Annotated in this window: 12 protein-coding genes and 1 tRNA gene; 10 read left to right on the top strand and 3 right to left on the bottom strand. The window is 42.6% G+C overall.

Annotated elements, in window-relative coordinates:
* Positions 1-34: 34 nt before the first annotated feature.
* The 5 genes from purC (at position 35) to purD (ending at position 8754) form a co-directional block, all read left to right on the top strand.
* Positions 35-814, top strand: a complete 780-nt coding sequence (purC, locus tag ACTJLE_RS01775; RefSeq protein ID WP_481267175.1) for a phosphoribosylaminoimidazolesuccinocarboxamide synthase — start codon at positions 35-37, stop codon at positions 812-814.
* A 181-nt stretch (positions 815-995) separates the two neighbouring features.
* Positions 996-4751 carry a phosphoribosylformylglycinamidine synthase gene (locus ACTJLE_RS01770; protein WP_481267174.1) on the top strand — a complete coding sequence of 1252 codons (3756 nt, stop codon included), beginning with the start codon at positions 996-998 and terminating at the stop codon, positions 4749-4751.
* Between the two features lie 111 nt (positions 4752-4862).
* Entirely contained in the window at positions 4863-6350 is a 1488-nt protein-coding gene (purF, locus tag ACTJLE_RS01765; RefSeq protein ID WP_481267173.1) for an amidophosphoribosyltransferase, read from the top strand.
* A 79-nt stretch (positions 6351-6429) separates the two neighbouring features.
* Positions 6430-7464, top strand: coding sequence for a phosphoribosylformylglycinamidine cyclo-ligase (gene purM, locus ACTJLE_RS01760; RefSeq protein ID WP_481267172.1), 1035 nt, complete (start codon positions 6430-6432; stop codon positions 7462-7464).
* 18 nt (positions 7465-7482) lie between these two features.
* The gene (gene purD, locus ACTJLE_RS01755) at positions 7483-8754 is read left to right on the top strand and encodes a phosphoribosylamine--glycine ligase (RefSeq protein ID WP_481267171.1); all 1272 of its coding nucleotides are present in this window, start codon (positions 7483-7485) and stop codon (positions 8752-8754) included.
* Between the two features lie 58 nt (positions 8755-8812).
* Here the strand turns inward: purD and ACTJLE_RS01750 are convergent, their stop codons facing one another.
* Positions 8813-10966 (bottom strand): LTA synthase family protein, encoded by a 2154-nt coding sequence (locus ACTJLE_RS01750; RefSeq protein WP_481267170.1) that lies wholly within the window; start codon positions 10964-10966, stop codon positions 8813-8815.
* Between the two features lie 344 nt (positions 10967-11310).
* On the opposite strand from ACTJLE_RS01750, the gene ACTJLE_RS01745 reads away from it, so the two are divergent.
* The 5 genes from ACTJLE_RS01745 to ACTJLE_RS01725 all read left to right on the top strand — a co-directional run bounded on the left by ACTJLE_RS01745 (position 11311) and on the right by ACTJLE_RS01725 (position 17569).
* Positions 11311-12669: an alpha/beta hydrolase-fold protein gene (locus ACTJLE_RS01745; RefSeq protein WP_481267266.1), complete on the top strand. Its 1359-nt coding sequence runs from the start codon at positions 11311-11313 to the stop codon at positions 12667-12669.
* Positions 12670-12674: 5 nt separating this feature from the next.
* Positions 12675-15413, top strand: coding sequence for a bifunctional lysylphosphatidylglycerol flippase/synthetase MprF (locus tag ACTJLE_RS01740; RefSeq protein WP_481267169.1), 2739 nt, complete (start codon positions 12675-12677; stop codon positions 15411-15413).
* A gap of 112 nt (positions 15414-15525) precedes the next feature.
* Positions 15526-15990, top strand: a complete 465-nt coding sequence (purE, locus tag ACTJLE_RS01735; RefSeq protein ID WP_479691697.1) for a 5-(carboxyamino)imidazole ribonucleotide mutase — start codon at positions 15526-15528, stop codon at positions 15988-15990.
* Positions 15974-17146: a 5-(carboxyamino)imidazole ribonucleotide synthase gene (gene purK / locus ACTJLE_RS01730; RefSeq protein WP_481267168.1), complete on the top strand. Its 1173-nt coding sequence runs from the start codon at positions 15974-15976 to the stop codon at positions 17144-17146. Before purE ends, purK begins: the two co-directional genes overlap by 17 nt.
* 18 nt (positions 17147-17164) lie before the next feature.
* A complete protein-coding gene (locus ACTJLE_RS01725; RefSeq protein ID WP_481267167.1) occupies positions 17165-17569 on the top strand; it encodes a Fur family transcriptional regulator in 405 nt (134 codons plus the stop codon).
* 564 nt (positions 17570-18133) lie between these two features.
* On the opposite strand, the gene ACTJLE_RS01720 is transcribed toward ACTJLE_RS01725, so the two are convergent.
* A tRNA-Arg gene (locus ACTJLE_RS01720) sits at positions 18134-18206 on the bottom strand.
* Between the two features lie 140 nt (positions 18207-18346).
* On the bottom strand, positions 18347-19540 hold the full coding sequence (locus tag ACTJLE_RS01715; RefSeq protein ID WP_481267166.1) for an SLC13 family permease: 1194 nt from the start codon (positions 19538-19540) through the stop codon (positions 18347-18349).
* Between the last annotated feature and the right edge of the window lie 137 nt (positions 19541-19677).

Below are 19677 nucleotides of genomic sequence, written 5' to 3'. Positions count from 1 at the left end.
CTACAACTATGAGTGCACGGAGAGAGGGCATATCATGGAAAAACTTGACAAGTTGTATGAAGGCAAAGCCAAAAAACTGTACGCTACCGATGACACCAATGTGCTCTGGGTCGAATATATGAACCAGGCAACCGCTGGTAACGGTCTGAAAAAAGCTCAGATCGCCGGTAAAGGCAGTTTAAACAACCGGATTACTTCTTTACTATTCCATTTACTTGAGGCGCGCGGCGTAAAAAGCCACTTCCTCGGACGTATTTCCGATACTGAACAACTAGTAAAGCGTATGCGCATGTTCCCGCTGGAAATTATTATGCGCAATACTGCTGCTGGTTCTTTCGCAAAACGTTACAACGTTGAAGAAGGAACCCCATTAAAGAAGCCGCTGTTGGAGTTCTGCGTGAAGTCCGACGAGCTTGGTGATCCATTTATTAACCCTGAAGGCGTTGTGGCTTTAGGCTTAGCTACAGACGAAGAGATGGCGGAAATTACTCGCCAAGCTCACGCTGTAAACAATGCTTTGCTTGATATTTTCTCCAAGATTGATGTGCAACTTGTTGACTTCAAGATTGAAGAGGGCGTGGACGCGGAAGGAAATATTCTTCTTGCGGACGAAATTACGCCTGATACTTGCAGACTTTGGGATAAACGCAATGCTGGTGCAAATGGCGTAAGTCATTTAGATAAAGACTTATTTAGGCGCGATTTAGGCGATATTATTCCTGCTTATGAGGAAATTCACGGCAGACTTCTTGCTTTAGCTCAAAGCGAAGGCTTGGATGTTTCCGTGCGTCAGCCGGAAGATTGCGTCAAATGATACTAATTGTTGTGGCTCGTGCCTTTAGGGGTGCGAGCCACACATGTTCTTACGGACGTTTTCGAATAATTTAATAATTTAATAATTTAATACTTAATAATTTAATAAAAAATATAATTGAAAAACCAATACAACAACAAACACTGCATTCATACCGCACATTCAACAAGGTAGGTTTCTCGTGGTATTTCGCGTATATGTGGAAAAACGCACTGGTTTTGACGTTCAAGCACAACAGCTTTTACATGAGCTTAAGGAAATTCTTGGCATAAGCGCGATTACTTCCGCACGAATTATTAACCGTTATGACGTAGAAGGTATTGGGGAAGATTTATTCAACACTGCTGTTCAAACTGTGTTGAGCGAACCTCCAGTTGACAACACGTACGACTACTTGCCTATTGAAACAAACGAACACGTATTCGCAATCGAATTTTTGCCTGGTCAGTTTGATCAGCGCGCACAATCTGCAAGTGAGTGCATTCAGCTTATTAGTCAAGGCGAGCGCCCAACTGTGCGCACTGCTAAAGTAATTGCTTTAAAGGGCGATCTTGACGAAAAAGCTATGGATGCTATTAAGCATTACGTTATTAATCCTGTTGAGGCGCGTGAAGCATCACTTGACGAAGTAAAAAGCTTGCAGCGAGAAACAGTAGTTCCATCAGACGTTGAAGTAATTGATACTTTTAACAGTTTAGACGAAGCTGGATTGCAAAAGTTTATTGAGAATCGCGGCTTAGCTATGGATTTGGCTGACGCAAAGTTCTGCCAGCAATACTTCAGGGAAGAAAATCGCAATCCTACTATTACCGAGATTCGCGTTATTGACACGTACTGGTCCGATCACTGCCGTCACACGACTTTTGGTACGGAGCTTACGAATATTTCCATTGACGACACTACAGTGCAAAAAGCTTTTGAGCGTTATCTTTCTTTGCGAAACGAGCTTAATAGAGAAAGCAAGCCTGTTTGCTTAATGGATATGGCAACTATTGGCGCAAAATATTTGAAGCGTACTGGCGAGCTTAAAAATTTGGATGAGTCGGAAGAAATCAATGCTTGCACAGTAAAAGTTAAGGTTGATGTAAACGGCCACGATGAGGATTGGCTGTTCCTGTTTAAGAACGAAACACATAATCATCCTACAGAAATTGAGCCTTTTGGTGGAGCTGCAACTTGCATTGGTGGTTGCATTCGTGACCCTCTTTCTGGCAGATCCTACGTTTACCAAGCTATGCGCGTAACTGGTGCTGCAGATCCTCGCACTCCTATTAGCGAGACTTTAAACGGTAAGCTTCCGCAGCGAAAAATCGTAACTTCTGCTGCAGCAGGCTACTCTTCTTACGGAAACCAGATTGGTTTAGCTACAGGCGAAGTGCACGAACTTTACCACCCGGGCTATGTTGCTAAGCGCATGGAAGTTGGTGCTGTTGTTGCCGCTACCCCAGCAGACCACGTTCGTAGAGAAACTCCAGCTCCTGGAGACGTGATCATTCTTCTTGGCGGACGCACTGGTCGAGACGGCATTGGCGGCGCTACCGGCGCTTCTAAAGCGCAGGATGTTGAAAGTATTGAAGAATGCGGAGCAGAAGTTCAAAAAGGTAACGCTCCTATTGAACGCAAATTGCAACGACTTTTCCGCCGCAAAGACGCATGCCAGCTTATTAAGCGTTGCAACGATTTTGGCGCTGGCGGCGTTTCTGTTGCTACTGGCGAAATTGCAGACGGTTTAACTATTAATCTCGACAAAGTTTCCAAAAAGTACGAGGGTCTTGACGGCACTGAGCTTGCTATTTCTGAATCCCAGGAGCGCATGGCTGTTGATGTTGCTGCCAATGATGCTGAAGCATTTTTGAAGTATGCTCGTGAAGAAAATTTGGAAGCAGAAATCATTGCGACTGTTACCGAAGAAGCTCGTATGCGAATGACTTGGCGCGGAAAAACTATTGTTGACTTAAGTCGCGCATTCTTGGCTTCTAACGGCGCTGCAAAACAGCAGGTGCTTCATATTGAATCTGGTAAGTCTTACGAAAATCCTTGGCAGAATCAGTCAGATTTGCCGTTGCAAAATCGCATGCAAAACTTAGTTAGCGATATTAACATTGCTTCTAATAAGGGTTTGGCGGAACGCTTCGATTCTACAATTGGTGCCGCAACTGTGCTTATGCCTTTTGGCGGACGCCGTCAGCTTACTCCAGCTCAAGCTATGGTTGCTAAATTCCCAGTATTTGGCGATACGAACACTGCTTCTGCAATGGCTTGGGGCTTTAATCCGTATTTGATGGAAAAGAATCAGTTTACTGGAGCTTATGTTGCGGTTGTTGAATCTTTGGCAAAGCTAGCAGCAAGCGGTTTTACTAAAGAACGCGCTTACTTGAGTTTGCAAGAGTATTTTGGCAAACCTCACGATGTTCCGGAGCGTTGGGGCAAGCCAGCTGCGGCTGTTCTTGGCGCTTTGAGTGCGCAACTTGATTTTGGCGTTGGCGCTATTGGCGGCAAGGATTCTATGAGCGGCAGTTTTGAGAATTTGGATGTGCCTCCAACATTAATTTCCTTTGCTGTTTCTACTGGAGATGCGCGTTTAGCTGTTTCTCCAGAATTTAAGTGCGTAAATAGTCGAGTTTTGCGAATTGCGCCGCAATATAAATCCGACGGAATTACTCCACAAAAAGAAAGTTTCCTGAAAGCACTAGAGTTAATCGAAAATATTACGAAGAACCAGCAGGCTCTTGCTGTTGCAACTCCTGGCTACGGTGCAAGCGCAGAGACTTTGTTCAAGATGACTCTTGGAAATCATATTGGACTTAAGTTATTTAATAGCTTAAGTAACGACGACTTGTTTAAGCCAGCATACGGTACTTTCTACGTAGAGCTTAAAGAAGATTCGGAAATTCCTTCTTTGCAAGATAGCAGTTTGATTAATATTGAGCTTGTTGGCGAAACAACAGAACAGTACATGCTTGCTTCCGCTTCTGGCGAAGAAATTAACTTAACTGATTTGCAAAAGATTTGGGAAAGCGAACTTTCTTCAATCTTCCCTTATAAAAATCCTGGCGAAATTGTAGAAACTATTAATAGCGAAACTAATGTTTCTACTACAAACCGCGTTCACACGGGAAATCTAAAGCCGCTTTCGCATCCTCGCGTTATTATTCCAGTTTTCCCTGGCAATAATTGCGAATACGATACTCAAGCTGCTTTCGAACGCGCAGGTGCCGACGCTCATACGCTTATTATTAATAACTTAAGCGCTAAGGATATTGCTGAGTCTGCTAATAAGCTAGTTGAAGAAATTAAGAAGAGCCAGATTGTTATGATTCCTGGCGGCTTCTCCGGCGGCGATGAGCCGGACGGTTCTGCAAAGTTTATTACAGCATTCTTTAGGAATCCGGAAGTTACGGATGCTGTGCGCGATTTGCTTAAGAATCGAGACGGCTTAATGCTTGGAATTTGTAACGGTTTCCAAGCGCTTATTAAACTTGGCTTGGTTCCTTTTGGTGATATTGTTCCTATGGATTCTAATTGCCCAACGCTTACATACAATACGATTGGTAGGCATCAAAGTCGAATTGTGCGCACGCGTGTTGCTTCAAACATGTCTCCATGGCTTAATAACACTAAAGTTGGCGACGTCTACACTGTTGCTATTTCTCACGGCGAAGGTCGTTTTATTGCAACGCCTGAAGTTATGGAAAAGCTTATTAAAAACGGCCAAGTAGCTACGCAATACGTTGATAGCAATGGTGTGCCGAGCATGAGTTTGAACGTAAATCCAAACGGATCGATTATGTCCGTTGAAGGAATTACAAGCCCAGACGGACGAGTTTTTGGAAAGATGGGTCATTGCGAGCGAGCTGGCGAAGGCTTGTACGTGAATATTCCTGATTTCCAGGAGCAACCGCTGTTTGAAGCTGGCGTTCAATACTTCACGGCATAACTTTTAAGAATATATTACTTTTAACTAAGCGTGTTAAATAATTACAAATTCAACGATGGCTGCAATCGGCAACAATCATCGGTTACAGCAATCGACTACTAGGGGGTATGAATGTCTGCAGAACTTGAGGATATTCACGAAGAGTGCGGCGTATTTGGAGTATGGGGTCATAAAGACGCCGCTAGACTCACATATTTTGGCTTGCACGCTCTTCAACATCGCGGCCAAGAAGGCGCAGGAATTGTAACTAACGATAACGGCGCGCTTCACGGACACCGCGGACTAGGCTTGCTTACTCAAGTTTTTAGTAACGAGCAGGTTATGGAGCGACTAACAGGAAATCGTGCTATTGGTCACGTTCGTTACGCTACTGCAGGATCTGGAAGCGTTGATAATATTCAGCCTTTCTTATTCCGTTTCCACGATGGAGATGTAGCTTTAGCTCATAACGGCAATCTGACGAATTGCACAAGCTTACGAAATTCTTTGGAAGATAATGGCGCTATTCTCCACTCAAATTCCGACACTGAAATATTAATGCATTTGATTCGTCACTCTAATAAACCAACTTTTATGGATCGCTTAAAAGAAGCGTTACTAACTGTTCATGGCGGTTTTGCTTATTTGCTTCTTACTGAAGATTCTTTAATTGGCGCTACGGATCCAAATGGGTTCCGACCGCTTTCTCTTGGTCGCATGCAAAACGGAGCGTATGTGCTTTCTTCCGAGACTTGCGCTTTTGATATTGTTCGCGCCGAATTTATTCGAGATATTGAGCCAGGCGAAATAGTTGTTATTAACGACGAAGGCTACACGATTGAACGTTATACGGATCATGTGCAACAAGCAGTTTGCTCAATGGAGTTTATTTATTTTGCACGCCCGGATTCTAATATTTACGGGATTAACGTTCATTCTGCAAGAAAGCGCATGGGATCGCGCTTAGCTAAAGAATCTCCTGTTGAAGCAGACATGGTTATTGGCGTTCCTAACTCGTCGCTTTCTGCAGCCGCAGGATACGCTGAAACAAGTGGTCTTCCTAACGAAATGGGTTTGATTAAAAACCAATATGTTGCTCGCACTTTTATTCAACCTACTCAAGAATTGCGCGAGCAGGGCGTTCGTATGAAACTTTCTGCAGTTCGCGGAGTAGTTGCAGGAAAGCGCGTAATCGTTCTTGACGATTCAATCGTGCGCGGCACAACTTCTAAGCGAATTGTGCAATTGCTTCGAGAAGCTGGCGCTAAAGAAGTGCATATGCGTATTTCTTCGCCTCCTCTTAAATACCCGTGCTTCTACGGTATTGATATTCAAACTACTAAAGAATTAATTGCAGCAAAGCATTCTGTTGAGGAGATTCGCGAGTATATTGATGCTGATTCTCTTGCGTTCCTGTCTTTGGACGGTCTTGTTGAGTCAATTGGATTAAATAAGCCGGCTCCTTACGGCGGCTTATGCGTCGCTTATTTTAATGGCGACTACCCTACTGCACTTGACGATTACGGTGAAGAATTCTTGGCTTCACTTACTCCTGAAGAACGCGAACATTTGCAGGAAGTAAGGAAACGCAGTAAATATTCGCACGAAAACCTTATATAACTTAATATTTTACTTATTTACGGCAATTTATTAATAAAATTTAAGAAAATACGTATAACAATTTAGGAAAGGAACCAACATGCCGCACGCATATGAAGAAGCTGGCGTAAGCGTAGAAGCAGGATACGAAGTAGTGCGTCGCATTAAATCGCATGTGAATCGCACGAATCGTCCAGGAGTTATGGGTGGCATCGGCGGATTCGGCGGCTTATTCGACTTGGCTTCCCTTGGTTATAAAGAGCCGGTTCTAATTTCCGGCACGGATGGCGTTGGAACCAAGCTTATGGTTGCCAAAATGATGAATAAGCACAATACGATTGGCATTGATTGCGTTGCTATGTGCGTAAACGATATTGCAGCTCAAGGTGCAGAACCACTTTTCTTCCTTGACTACATTGCTTGCGGCAAAAATAATCCTGCACTACTTGAGCAGGTTGTTGCAGGAGTTGCAGACGGTTGCGTTCAAGCAGAAGCAGGTTTAATTGGCGGAGAAACTGCTGAAATGCCTGGAATGTACGCAGAAGACGAGTACGATCTTGCAGGTTTCGCAGTTGGCGTTGCAGAACGTTCAAATATTGTTGACGGCTCCACAATTACCGCAGGCGACGTTCTCATAGGCTTGCCTTCTTCTGGAGTTCACTCGAACGGTTTCTCGCTTGTGCGTAAAGCTTTGTTTGAAGAAGCAGGCTACGACGTAAACACCAAACTTGAAGAGCTTGACGGAAAAACTATTGGCGAAGTTCTGCTTGAACCTACGCGAATTTATGTAAAAGCTTTGAAACCGCTTTTTGCGAAGCATCTTATTAAGGGAGTGGCTCACATTACAGGCGGCGGATTTATTGAGAATATTCCACGCATGTACTCGGATGATTTGGCTGCAAAAATCGATACGTCAAGCTGGAATGTTCCGCCTATTTTTGACGTTATTGAAAAAGCTGGCAAAGTTGCTCATGCAGAAATGTTCAACGTTTTTAATATGGGCATTGGCATGGTTTTGGCGGTTGATGAAAGCAAAGCCGAAGAAGCACTAAGCACACTGAGTGAAAATAACGAAACAGCTTATGTTATTGGCAAAATGATTGAGCGCGAAAACGCTGCAGTTGAGTTGCAATAAAACTATAAAGGACAAAAAATGAAAGTTTTAGTTGTTGGTTCCGGCGCACGCGAACACGCTATTGCACACGCACTTCTTAAAGGCGAAAGCGTTGAAGAAGTAACTGTTGCACCTGGAAACCCTGGTATTGCAGCAGACGGAATTAAAACCGTAAACATAAGCCAGTCAGATCACGAAGCTCTTATTAACTTCGTTAAAGAGCACAACTACGATTTCGCTTTTATTGGCCCAGAAGTGCCGCTTATGAACGGAATCGTGGACGATTTTGAAGCTCACAACATTCCCGCTTTTGGCCCAAACAAGGCTGCGGCTCAAATCGAAGGCTCTAAAGATTTTGCCAAAAAGCTTATGTCTCGCCACAACGTTCCAACAGCAGCCTACCAAACTTTTGACGCTTTGGAGCCGGCACGCGCATACGTTCTTGAGCATGGCGCTCCAATTGTGATTAAAGCAGACGGCTTGGCAGCAGGAAAAGGCGTTACTGTTGCTATGGACGAGAAAACTGCAGTTGATGCTTTGGAAGATATTTTCGTCGACCACCGTTTTGGCAAAGCTGGAGCAAAAGTTGTTATTGAAGAATTTTTGCAAGGTCAAGAGTTTTCGCTTATGAGTTTCGTAAGCGGCACTGATTTTTGGGTTATGCCAATTTCGCAAGATCATAAGCGCGCTTACGACGGCGATAAAGGTCCAAACACAGGCGGAATGGGAGCATACAGCCCAGTTCCACAAATCAGTGATGAAACAGTTAAGCGCGCTATTGACGAGATTGTGCGCCCAACCGTTGAAGGCCTAGCAAAAGAAGGAACGCCTTTTACAGGCATACTTTATGCTGGTTTGATTGATACATCTACAGGTCCTAAAGTTATTGAGTTTAATGCTCGCTTTGGCGACCCTGAAACAGAAGTTGTGCTTCCTAGGCTTACTTCAGATTTTGGGGAAGCAATATGGAATATTTTGCAACACAAAACACCAACTTTTACGTGGCAAAATAGCGGCGTTACTCTCGGCGTAATAATTGCAAGCGAAGGCTACCCTGGCACTTTAGTTACAGGCACTCACCTTCCGCAAATTCCTGTTGACGAAAATCAAGGTCAGCACGTGTACTTTGCAGGAGTTAAAAGCCAAGAAGAAACCGGCAATCTCGTAACTTCTTCCGGTAGAGTTGCGCTCGTACAAGTGCACGGAAAAGACGTAGAGGATGCGCAAAACGCAGTCTACAGCATATTGGATAACCTAAATCTTCCACATATGTTCTTTAGACATGACATTGCTTCAAAAGCGCTTAAATAAAATCTAACATTTCTAGTAGTTGCTAGTACTTGCTAGCAGCTACTAGAAACTTACAAAATCACGGCATAGTAAAGAACTTGGTATTGCGCATATAGCCTTTACCAGCAGTAATATCGTACTGTATAAGCTTATAGTCATCCAAAAGCTGCTTAGTTTTCTCATCCATTGCTGAGTAAACCATTGGCCTACCTTCGCCATCTAAATAAATCGGCTGTCCTTCCGGAATCCTATCCCAACCTTGAATTGTGTTAACAACAGGCGGTTCCATTGCGCTAATATGCTTATGCAATTTAGTAAGGAAAGCAACGTACGGCGAAACTTTAGCATTCATATGACGAGCAACTTGAGCCACAAAGAAATTAGGCGAAGAGTACCCGTCGGTTTTAACATGCTTCTTTTGAGAATCGCTCATAGATTTTCTTGCAGCTTTATTCGACCAAATAAAGTAGTCAGTCAAATGCAACATAAGAGAATTATTCTTATTCATGCTGGCAGTTGAGTAAGCTCCTGGAAGATGATCTCCGTAGAACAAAACAGTAACAGGCTTATTAAGCTTGTCTAGCTTATTAAGGAACTTTTCTGTAGCTTTATCCGTATAGTTTGCGCCTTTAGCGTACGTTTGAATAATAGAAGCTTCTTCTTCACCTAAAGGCTTAGCATCTTCACTTGCAGAAACTTTGAAATCATTATTCTTATACCAATCGTTATAAGGCATGTGATTTTGCATCGTAACTAATTGAATAAAATCTGAAGTTTTCTTTTTCGAAACTGACTCAAAAACGCTTCTGTAAGCAGACTCGTCAGAAACATAAGGAGATAAATCAATATGATTCTGATGCTTAATAACATCAGGCTTACGCAAGGAATAAAACTTAGTAAAACCAAATTTCTTATAATTCTTAGCGCGCAAATACATGGATGGCTCAAACGGGTGGAAAGCAAGAGAATTTTTGCCATCATTCCAATACCTGTTAATAGTAGGAGTCCACGCCGCTTTTGGCACTAACTGCTGGTATGGGCTTGTAAGAGAAGGATCAAAATTAACCATACTCAAGCCTGTCATAGCCATGTATTCAAGATTTGCAGTTCCTCCACCGTAGCCAGACGAAAGCATAAGACCGCTGTCAGTAGACTTTTTAACACTGTTAATAAAAGGCGTAACCTGTTTATTAAACGATAGGCCAGGCACGCGCTCAGGATTAGCGAAAGATTCAGAAAGAACAACAATAAACGTGCTGCTGTTAATCTTATTTTTGCGAGAAGTATTAATTTTATTTGCCAGCTTTTCGTATCTCTTAAGCACATCTTTCATAGTTGCTTCGCTATAATTTGCCGGCTTGGACATAATTTTTGGATTAACTTGACGCATAAACGCCACAAGCGGTCCGTTAAGTTGCGCGTCGTATACAGAATCCCACATTGCAGGCTTATCGCCCATAAATTGGTTAAACGAGTTAGATACAGAACCAACAGTTCCAGCGGAAGCAACATAGAAAGCAAATATTGCAAAAATAACTACGAAAATTCCACCACGAAGACCATAGCGCAAATCTCTTCTTTTAAACCAAACTATTTTTCCCTGATTTTTATCGAGGAAATGAATAAGCGTAAATATAACAACAAAGAACAGTATCAAAATAATCGCGTATAAAATAACGCGTCCAGCATTAGGCGGAAGGAATGTTGAAATATTTCCGGTGTCGCTTTGCAAAAAGTTTAAATCTGCCGGAAGAATTGCCTCATTTCGCACAAAAATTTTCATGTACTCAATTGTGGAAATAAGCACAGCAACCGACAGCAATATCATTGATGTAATCCAAAAACGGTTAGTAATCAACAACAATAAAAGATAAATTGCAGAAACAATAAAAGCATTTAGCAGAAGAATAAAGTCTAATCTTTCCCAAATGCCTGTGAACATTCGAGTAATACTGTCTTGCAACGCTGAAAGCACTTGGCTTTTAGAACCAGTTTGTACGCCAGCATGGAAAATAGAGATTATTGCAATATTGTTAAGGACGAAAAATACTATGTAAAGCCAGCGTGGAATTGCTATTTGATATTTAGATAATAGCTTTTGTAAAGGCGCAAAGAAATTCTTAGAAGTACAGTGTTTTCCTTTAGAATTGGCACGTTTTACTTTAGGATTCCTCTTTTTATAGTCACCATCTTCTGTGCCGTTTTGTGAAGACTCCACTGCGATTTCTTCCATAATACATTCCAATCGTTCTACTAAGTGAACCCTTATGTTTTGCACAATAACTTTCTATTGTAGCTATTAGTGTCGTCATAGACGAATATTTATTAGTACCCCTAGTACCACTAGCTCGACATGCTGATATTTTTCATACTTCCGGTTGATTACAATAAGTAATTCGGCAACTACGATTAAAACAATAAAAACTATAAAAACTAAAGCAAATATTAAGAAAGAATTAAGATACGCGAACTATATTTCGGTTGGGTGAAATATTGCGCGTATGCTCACTTTAAAAAGTAGTTTGCACGTAGTTAAGCAAGAAAGTGTAGGATTCCTGCATGTTGCAATTAGAGAAAATAAGCCTCTTGGAAGGTTGGCTACCTACAAGCTTATTTAGCGTAACTGGTATATCTTTGCTAGCGCTAGTTGTTATGCGCTCTAAACCGGGCAAGCATTTGCTGCATTTGCTAGTAGAGATTGGCGTTGCGACTATATCGTTTTTTGTAGGCGGCGCAATTGCTTGGCTAGTTTCCGACGTATTTCTTGTGTTCGGAGTAAGCCTCGGTTGGCTTGTTATTCTTTCTATAGCATGCGGCTTCGGTCTTATTGGATTCGCAGTTACAGCTGTAGTTCTTTCTAAAGGCCTAAAAAGATTAATTGCCATAATATCTATTATTCTTACGCTTTTAAGCACAACATTGCGCGTAGATATGGTATACGGAGAGTTTACAAATCTTGGATCTATTTTTGGCATGAGTAATTTTCCAAAATTGGAGCTTAGTAAAGAAACTTTAGCTAAGGCAAGTATTAAAGAATGGCACAGATTAGCGCGAGAGCATAAGCTACCAAAATTACCTGAAAAAGGGATTGTAAGATCCGCGAATATTCCTAACACTCTTTCGAATTTTAAAGCGCGCACAGCAAATTTGTATCTGCCTCCAGCAGCTCTTGTTAAAAATCCCCCAAAACTGCCGGTTATGATTATGCTAGCCGGACAGCCTGGAAGCCCTAACCATTTTTTTGCAGCAAGTAATATTTCAAGCATGCTAGACGATTACGCAAAACATCATAACGGTCTTGCGCCTATTGTTGTCTCCCCTGATCAAAATGGCGACTCTATGAATAATTCTTTATGCGCGGACACTCACGTGTATGGGAAAGCAGAAACTTATTTAACTCGTGACGTACCAAATTGGATTCGTAAACATTTGCCAGTAAGCAATGATTCTAGCATGTGGCTTATTGGAGGATTTTCACAAGGCGGCACTTGCGCAACCCAACTTGCACCATCGCACCCTAATCTTTTTAGTGTTATATATTCTGCAGGCGGAGAATTAGAACCTACGTATAAAAATCGTCAAGAAACCATTAAACGTTATTTCCACGGAAATAGCGCATCATACGAAAAACATGTGCCTAGCAAAATAATGCGCAAAAATGCTCCACTTAAACAAGACTATTATGCTATTGCAGGTTCTTGGGATCCTAAATCTCAAGCAAACCAGGCAACTATTGCTATAAGCGCGCATCGAAGCGGAATGAACGTTCTTACTATGATTGCTCAAGGCTACGGGCATGATTGGCACACAGTTCAAACAGGATTACGAGTAGTTATTGACCGTTTTTGCAAGAAAACAGGTATTGCAACAACCGTACCTAAATTAAATACTTATCCAAATTTGCAAGTTCTTATTGATCAGCGAGTGAAAAGATAATAAATATGGCTTTGCATTTCTTACACAAACGCTGTAAGCAGAAGGATCCTAATCTTTCTAAAAATACTCAAGTTAAACATGCGAAAATCTTGATGAAAGATTTTATTGCGTGGATTGGGCAGCGCGTTTTTGCACTTGTTATAACATGCATTTTTGTTGTTATTAATTGCATTCACTGGCTTAGCATAACGCTTATGCACGTATACACTTACGGCACAAGCGCTACTCTTTCGCAATTATTTGTAAAGCACAACCCTAGCAAAGGACCGAGCTTATTCTTCGGCCACGCAAACGTTTCTACTTTGCTTATGAAACTTTGCCATTCGCTGTTTTTTGTAAACAGCATGCCGTCTATGCTTGTTAACTGTTTTCTTGCTGTTATTTTGATTGGTGTAGCAGAAACGCGTATAAGTCGTTTTAGAATTATAGCTATTTCAATACTAAGCACAATTGTTGGAATGGTGATTGGACTTGCGATTATTGGCAATCTTTCTTTCATTATTCGCAATATGCATTGGATTAGCAAAATTCCTATTAGGCTTTCTCCATTTACGCTGTTTATTGGCGCTTTTATGGCTTCAGCCGCTTACGAATCAATTTTGTGGCATAGGCGATTACTTGTTATCGGTTACGCAATCACTTCTGCAATGATGCTTTATAGTGGAAATCCTGGAGATTATTGCACTATTATTGCAGCTTTTACAGGGCATATTATTGGCAATATTATGTGCAAGTCCGAAAGCAAATTAGAAGAGAATTTAGAAGAAAATTCGCAAGACAATTCGCAAATAAATAAGCAAATCAAATCAAAAATTAAATCAAAAAACGTAAATTGGTGGGAAGGAACCGACTACGAAATTCGCAGGCTTTTTGCTGTAGCGCAAAGCATTCTAGCCTTAGGTCCTCTTCTCGCATTATCTTCGCGCTCGCACGCGGGTATTCTTACAACATTAGGCTTATTCATGTCTCCACAAATGGGCTCTAAACCGTGGATTACTCGATGCATAGCGAATTACAGCGCAAATAACTGCCTGCTTCATTCAGGACTACATCACGTAGCTATCGGCAGCTTGTGGATTCGTATTCTTCTGCCAATTATTACGCTGATGGTTATTGCTTGGGGAATGCTACGAGGACGTCGTCTTGCAGCGTTGACTTCAATTACAATTAACTTAATTACAGTGTTATACGCAGGAATGTATTTCACTATTTTGCCATTAATTGCAAGCAAACAGCATATTTCAGCGCACCAACATAACGCAGTAGCAGTCGCTTTTATGCTCACAGCACTACCACCTTTGCTAATGACAATACTGCTTTTTATTAATTTGAAGCATTTTTCAATTCACACAAACAAATTAAGAGTGCGCGTAGGATTGCTCGTAATTATCGTAACGCTTTGGATTACAGCTACAGCGTACATTACTTTCGGCCTTATGATAGCAGACAACTTTAGGCCTGCAGCCGACATTAATCACTTGCTACGCGATTTGCCTGGACGTTGGATGCCTATGGGATTTGGCAACCGTTCTAACGCAATGCTTCGCACAGAAACACCATTAGCTTCCTTCCTCGCACAAAGCGTTGGCTTAGTTCTTTGGGCAGTATTGTTCGCAGTATGCTTTACTTGGTTTAAAATCCAAATTTCCACAAACGACAACGACAGAAATAAAGCAAGCGAACTTGTGGAACTCGGCGGAAACACAATGAGCTTTATGACCACTTGGCCAAATAATCATTACTGGTTCTCGCAAAGCGGAAATTCTGCAATCGCTTACAGGCAAAGCTACGGAATCGCTTTAACTCTTACAGGACCTTTTGGAGATTCTAAAGAATACAGGCAGGATTTAAAAAACTTCATACAAACGTGCAGGCAAAACTCGCTATCTCCAGCATTTTACGCAGTACATGATCAAGTGCGTCAAGAGCTAGAAAAGCTTGGATTTACGTCTATTAAAGTCGGCACCGACATGCTCGTAAACCCAAACACTTGGCAAACTCGAGGCAAAAAATGGCAGGATATTCGCACAGCTATTAATAAAGCAAAACGAGACGGTATTAGCGATGTTTTAACAACTTATAAAGAAGCACCGTGGGATGTTCAACAGCAAATCGTAGAAATTTCCGAAGAGTGGGCTGAGCTTAAAGCGCTTCCAGAAATGAAGTTCACTTTGGGCGGACTTGACGAGCTTATAGATAAGCGCGTAAAAATTCTTTACGCTATTGACGAAAATCAGCGCGTTCTTGGAGTAACAAGCTGGATGCCAACGTATAGAAATAAGCGCGTTATTGGTTGGACTCTTGATTTTATGCGGCACCGCACAGATAGTCCAAACGGAATTATGGAATTTTTGATTGCTAGAATGGCAGAACGCTTGCAAGAAGAAGGATTGCAAAATCCAGAATCTGCAGTGGAATTCATGAGCCTTTCCGCAGCACCATTAGCTGGCATAGATGAGCATTCGTTAAGCGACGAATCGCAACAATCATCTAATGTAATCAACCATGCGCTCGCAATGATGTCGGATATTTTGGAACCAGCTTACGGCTTTAAATCACTGTATTTCTTTAAGAAAAAGTTCCAGCCAGAAGCAAGTTCCGTATACGTTTGCTATATGGATTCAGCAAAATTAGCGCAAATATCGCTAGCTGTAACTCACGCATATTTGCCAGAAACAAGTCCAAAGCAAATATTAGAAATGGCGAAATCATTAAGACCAAAAAGTAACGAAACTAACAAATAATTTGTTAAGTTTTAATAAACTTCGGCGAGTTCTCCCTACTGTTGCGTAAAGTAACAATTGCACGTCAGGGAGGTTCATCGTGTCAGAATTAAAGCCAACCGTCGCTGTCGTAATGGGATCTTCAAGTGATTGGGAGACCATGCGTCATGCTTGTGAAATCCTAGATAAATTCCAAGTTCCTTACATGAAACGAGTTATTTCTGCACATCGCACGCCAGAACTTATGGCTGATTTTGCGCATAATGCTCGAAAAGAGGGCTTCCATATTATTATTGCAGGAGCAGGTGGAGCAGCTCACCTTCCTGGCATGATTGCAGCGCAAACCACACTGCCTGTTATTGGCGTTCCAGTGCGCTCACATGCGCTATCTGGATGGGATTCGTTGCTTTCTATTGTGCAAATGCCAGGTGGAATTCCTGTTGCAACAACTGCAGTTGGAAATTCTGGCGCAACTAACGCAGGACTTCTAGCCGTAAGCATTCTAAGCACAACCGACGAGCGTCTAGCTAACGAACTTGCAGAATATCGCGAAGAACTTAAAGCGAAAGTTGAGGAATCCAATGCCAACCTTATCTGAAGTCACTAATGGCGCTGTGGAACGCTTAATGCCGGGCGCAACTATTGGAATTATTGGCGGCGGTCAGCTTGGGCGCATGATGGCTATTGCAGCACGTCATATGGGCTTTAGAATTGGCGTTCTCGACCCAACTCTTGACTGCCCAGTGTTCCAAGTAGCAGATTTACAGGTTGAAGCAAATTACGATGATCCAGAAGGCTTGCGCGAGCTTGCAGAACGTTGCGACGTTTTAACGTACGAATTTGAAAACGTAAACGCAGACGCGCTAGATAAAGTCCGTCATCTTACTGCTATTCCTCAAGGCACAGACTTATTGCGAGTTACGCAAGATAGAGTAAGCGAAAAAACGTTTATTAATGATCACGGAATCGAAACCGCTAAATGGCGCGAAGTTAATAATCTTGACGATTTAGACGCAGCTATTGACGAAATTGGATTGCCTGCTATTTTGAAAACTCGCCGAGGCGGCTATGACGGCCACGGACAAGACGTTCTTCGAACTGAAGAAGACGTTGCCAATATTCACCATCGCGCGGATCGCGGCGGAAAATTCCCTCCTTCTATTCTTGAAGGTTTTGTTGACTTTGCTTTCGAAGCTTCAATTCTTGTTTCCGGAAATGGCAAGGATTTTGTGACTTATCCTCTAGTAAAGAATGTGCATCACAATAGTATTTTGCACATGACTTTAGCTCCTGCTGTTGTTAATCCAGAAGTAGAAAATGCAGCTCACGAGCTTGCGCTACGATTAGCAAAAGGTTTCGAACTTGCAGGCACTTTGGGAATTGAGCTTTTTATTACGAAAGATAACCGCGTAGTAGTAAACGAGCTTGCGCCTCGTCCTCATAATTCTGGACATTACACGATTGAAGCTTGCGATATGGATCAATTCGAAGCGCATATTCGCGGCATTGTTGGATGGCCTTTAAAGAAGCCGAAGCTGCTTTCCCCTGCTGTTATGGTGAATGTGCTTGGTCAGCATGTGGCTCCTACGCGTTCGCTGATTTTGGAGCATCCAGAATGGCATGTGCACGATTATGGCAAAGCTGAAGTTCGCAAGAATCGAAAAATGGGTCATATTACTGTTTTATGCGACGACCCTGTTGAAGCAGCTGCAGCATTAGACGCAACCGGCTGCTGGGATGACGAACTGGATTAAATAACGAAAGGATGCGAAATGGCTGGCGAACCTGTACGTAGACATACTAAGCAAAAAGAAATAGTGCTCTCACATTTGCGCGAGTCTCGCAATTTTGTTTCAGCGCAAGAGTTACATAGGCTTTTGGCACAAGATGGCGAAATTATTGGCTTGGCTACAGTGTATCGTCAGCTTAATTCGCTTACTCAAAGCGGCGAAGTAGACACAGTGCGTTTTAACGGTCAGCAATTATTCCGTATTTGTGACGAGAATACGCACCACCATCATTTAGTTTGCGAACGTTGCGGAAAAACTGTTGATATTGAGCCGCCTGACGACGAAGGCTGGATTCATAACGTTGCGCAAGCGCACGGATACACAGTTGTTGACCACACGCTGGAAGTATTCGGCTTATGCGAAAACTGCCGCGAGAAAGATAAGTAATCTCTGCTACATTTGCCGGAGATTTTCCGGCAAATGTTCCTCTGTAGCTTTGCAGTATTGCTCCGCGGACGTTGAGTATTTATTGTCTAGAGAACGCTAGCGTTATTGCTGCTGCACACATCACGCCAAGCACTCCTACCACACCACAAAACACTAGCGGTTTAATTGCGCGTCATTCATTAGCGTAGATATTCGTGAGGTGAGATTTGAGATTTTTCGCACTGAGCGCGGCGAACGTCAGAGCCGCAGGCTGCTGATTCGCCAAGCGAAGAAGAAAAATCGAAAAATCTCTGCGATAAAGCACGGTTATTAATGGTTAGCACGCAGAGTTTGGGGGATTTCTCTACGAGTACTAAAAGAGGACTGAGAAGCTACATTCTTTAAAGATAGGCGAACACACTAAACTCTTTTAGCAGCCAGAGCGCACGAAGGACGGGACGTACGAGGAGAGAAATCCCCCAAAACTCGCGCCACAGCAAGCAAGAGCTGAGCGCTGTCCTCACGGCTAATCGCCATTCGGCTGAGCTTGCGTTGAAAGCACGCCGCGATTTCAAGATTTCATAGTGCCCCCGACGCGACTCGAACGCGCAACCAACGGATTAGAAGGCCGTTGCTCTATCCTTTGAGCTACAGAGGCAAACAAATGGCTATTATACCAAGACGGCACTATCAACGCGCCTTAAAAACAGAAAATAATAGAAATCACCCATAAAAGTCGCCTATAAAACTTACAAAAACCCTATTTACAAAACGTCGCATACAAAACTTACAAAAGCACTACTCAATAATGCAAGCAAGCGACATAAGCACAGCAAGGAAGAACACGTTCACAATCGTGTACGTAAGCAAATAACGTCCCCTATGCTCAGGATATTGATGCGTAATGCCCTTGTATGAAATAAGCGAAGCCATAGAAGCAATAAGCGTACCCATTCCGCCAAGATTCGTACCAATAATCAGCATCTTCCACTGATCACAGAATCCCGAAAGCAAAATCGTCGTCGGCACATTGCTAATAAACTGGCTCGATGCCACAGAAACTTCCATAGGATGCGACCCAACCCACATTTGTGCAAGATCGCTAAATCCTGGAACTCTGCGCATATTGCCAATAAAAATAAAGAACATAATAAACGTAAGCGGCAATGCCCAGTCAAGTACGCGGAACACGTGGCGATCGCAAAGAATAAAAGCAACCACCATAATCGCAAGCATAAGCCAGTCTGGAATCCAACCGCTTACGCCGCACAAGCAAACCACAAAAAGCAAGCTATAAACAATAACTCGCCAACGAGTAAAACTCATGCCGTAACCCATAACGCGAATCTCATCCGGCTGCGGATGGCCATGAGACGGAGCAAGCACACTTTGCTCAATATCGTCACCATGCAAGCCAGCAAACTGATCAACCTTACGAGACTTAAAGAACACAAAAGCAAACGCAACCATAAGCACCGCAGCAGTAACAGTATACGGTGCCATAATCTTCAAAAAGTCTTTAGTAGACATATGCGTTAAGGCTTTTAAGTACAAGTTATGCGCGTTTCCAATAGGGGTTAGCATACTGCCAACATTCGCGCCGATTGTCATAAGCGTAATTACAAGAATCGAACGTTTTTCAGCATTCGCCATAACAAGCACGGAAAGCGCAAAAGGCACAAAAGTTACGAGAGCAACGTCGTTCGTAATCCACATTGACGAAAAGAATGTTAGCGACATAAGCACTAACACAAGCCCACGCTCAGTCCTAACATGCCTTAAAAGACGCGCACCAATCGCACGAAATACACCAATTCGCTGGAATCCACACACAACCATCATTAAGCAAACAAGCTGCGAAATAGTATTTACGTGAATATAACCCCAATATTGAGAATCAGGAGGCACGAAAAAACACGAAATAATTGCCAAAATCGCCGCAACAATAAGAATGGTTTCACACTTGACCAAATTTAACAGCCAGCGCTTCATCATTCCTCCGTAAGGCAGCAAATACAACTCATTTAATTGTACTAGAAACCCATTCCCATAAAGCGTCCAAATTCCCGACAAAATCATTGAAATAGCAAGGTATTAGCAACTATTAAGAGCCAGATTTAGCCGCAAAT

The organism is Gardnerella sp. CCPDSM (assembly GCF_056754715.1).
Note: the sequence above shows the minus strand (reverse complement) of the source record. Positions and strands in the feature narration are given on the sequence as shown.

Coding starts and splice junctions, on each gene's coding strand:
- ACTJLE_RS01740 (WP_481267169.1), top strand. CDS start 12,675: ATGGCTTTGCATTTCTTACACAAACGCTGTAAGCAGAAGGATCCTAAT.
- ACTJLE_RS01750 (WP_481267170.1), bottom strand. CDS start 10,966: ATGGAAGAAATCGCAGTGGAGTCTTCACAAAACGGCACAGAAGATGGT.
- purM (WP_481267172.1), top strand. CDS start 6,430: ATGCCGCACGCATATGAAGAAGCTGGCGTAAGCGTAGAAGCAGGATAC.
- purE (WP_479691697.1), top strand. CDS start 15,526: ATGGGATCTTCAAGTGATTGGGAGACCATGCGTCATGCTTGTGAAATC.
- purK (WP_481267168.1), top strand. CDS start 15,974: ATGCCAACCTTATCTGAAGTCACTAATGGCGCTGTGGAACGCTTAATG.
- ACTJLE_RS01715 (WP_481267166.1), bottom strand. CDS start 19,540: ATGAAGCGCTGGCTGTTAAATTTGGTCAAGTGTGAAACCATTCTTATT.
- purF (WP_481267173.1), top strand. CDS start 4,863: ATGTCTGCAGAACTTGAGGATATTCACGAAGAGTGCGGCGTATTTGGA.
- ACTJLE_RS01725 (WP_481267167.1), top strand. CDS start 17,165: ATGGCTGGCGAACCTGTACGTAGACATACTAAGCAAAAAGAAATAGTG.
- purD (WP_481267171.1), top strand. CDS start 7,483: ATGAAAGTTTTAGTTGTTGGTTCCGGCGCACGCGAACACGCTATTGCA.
- purC (WP_481267175.1), top strand. CDS start 35: ATGGAAAAACTTGACAAGTTGTATGAAGGCAAAGCCAAAAAACTGTAC.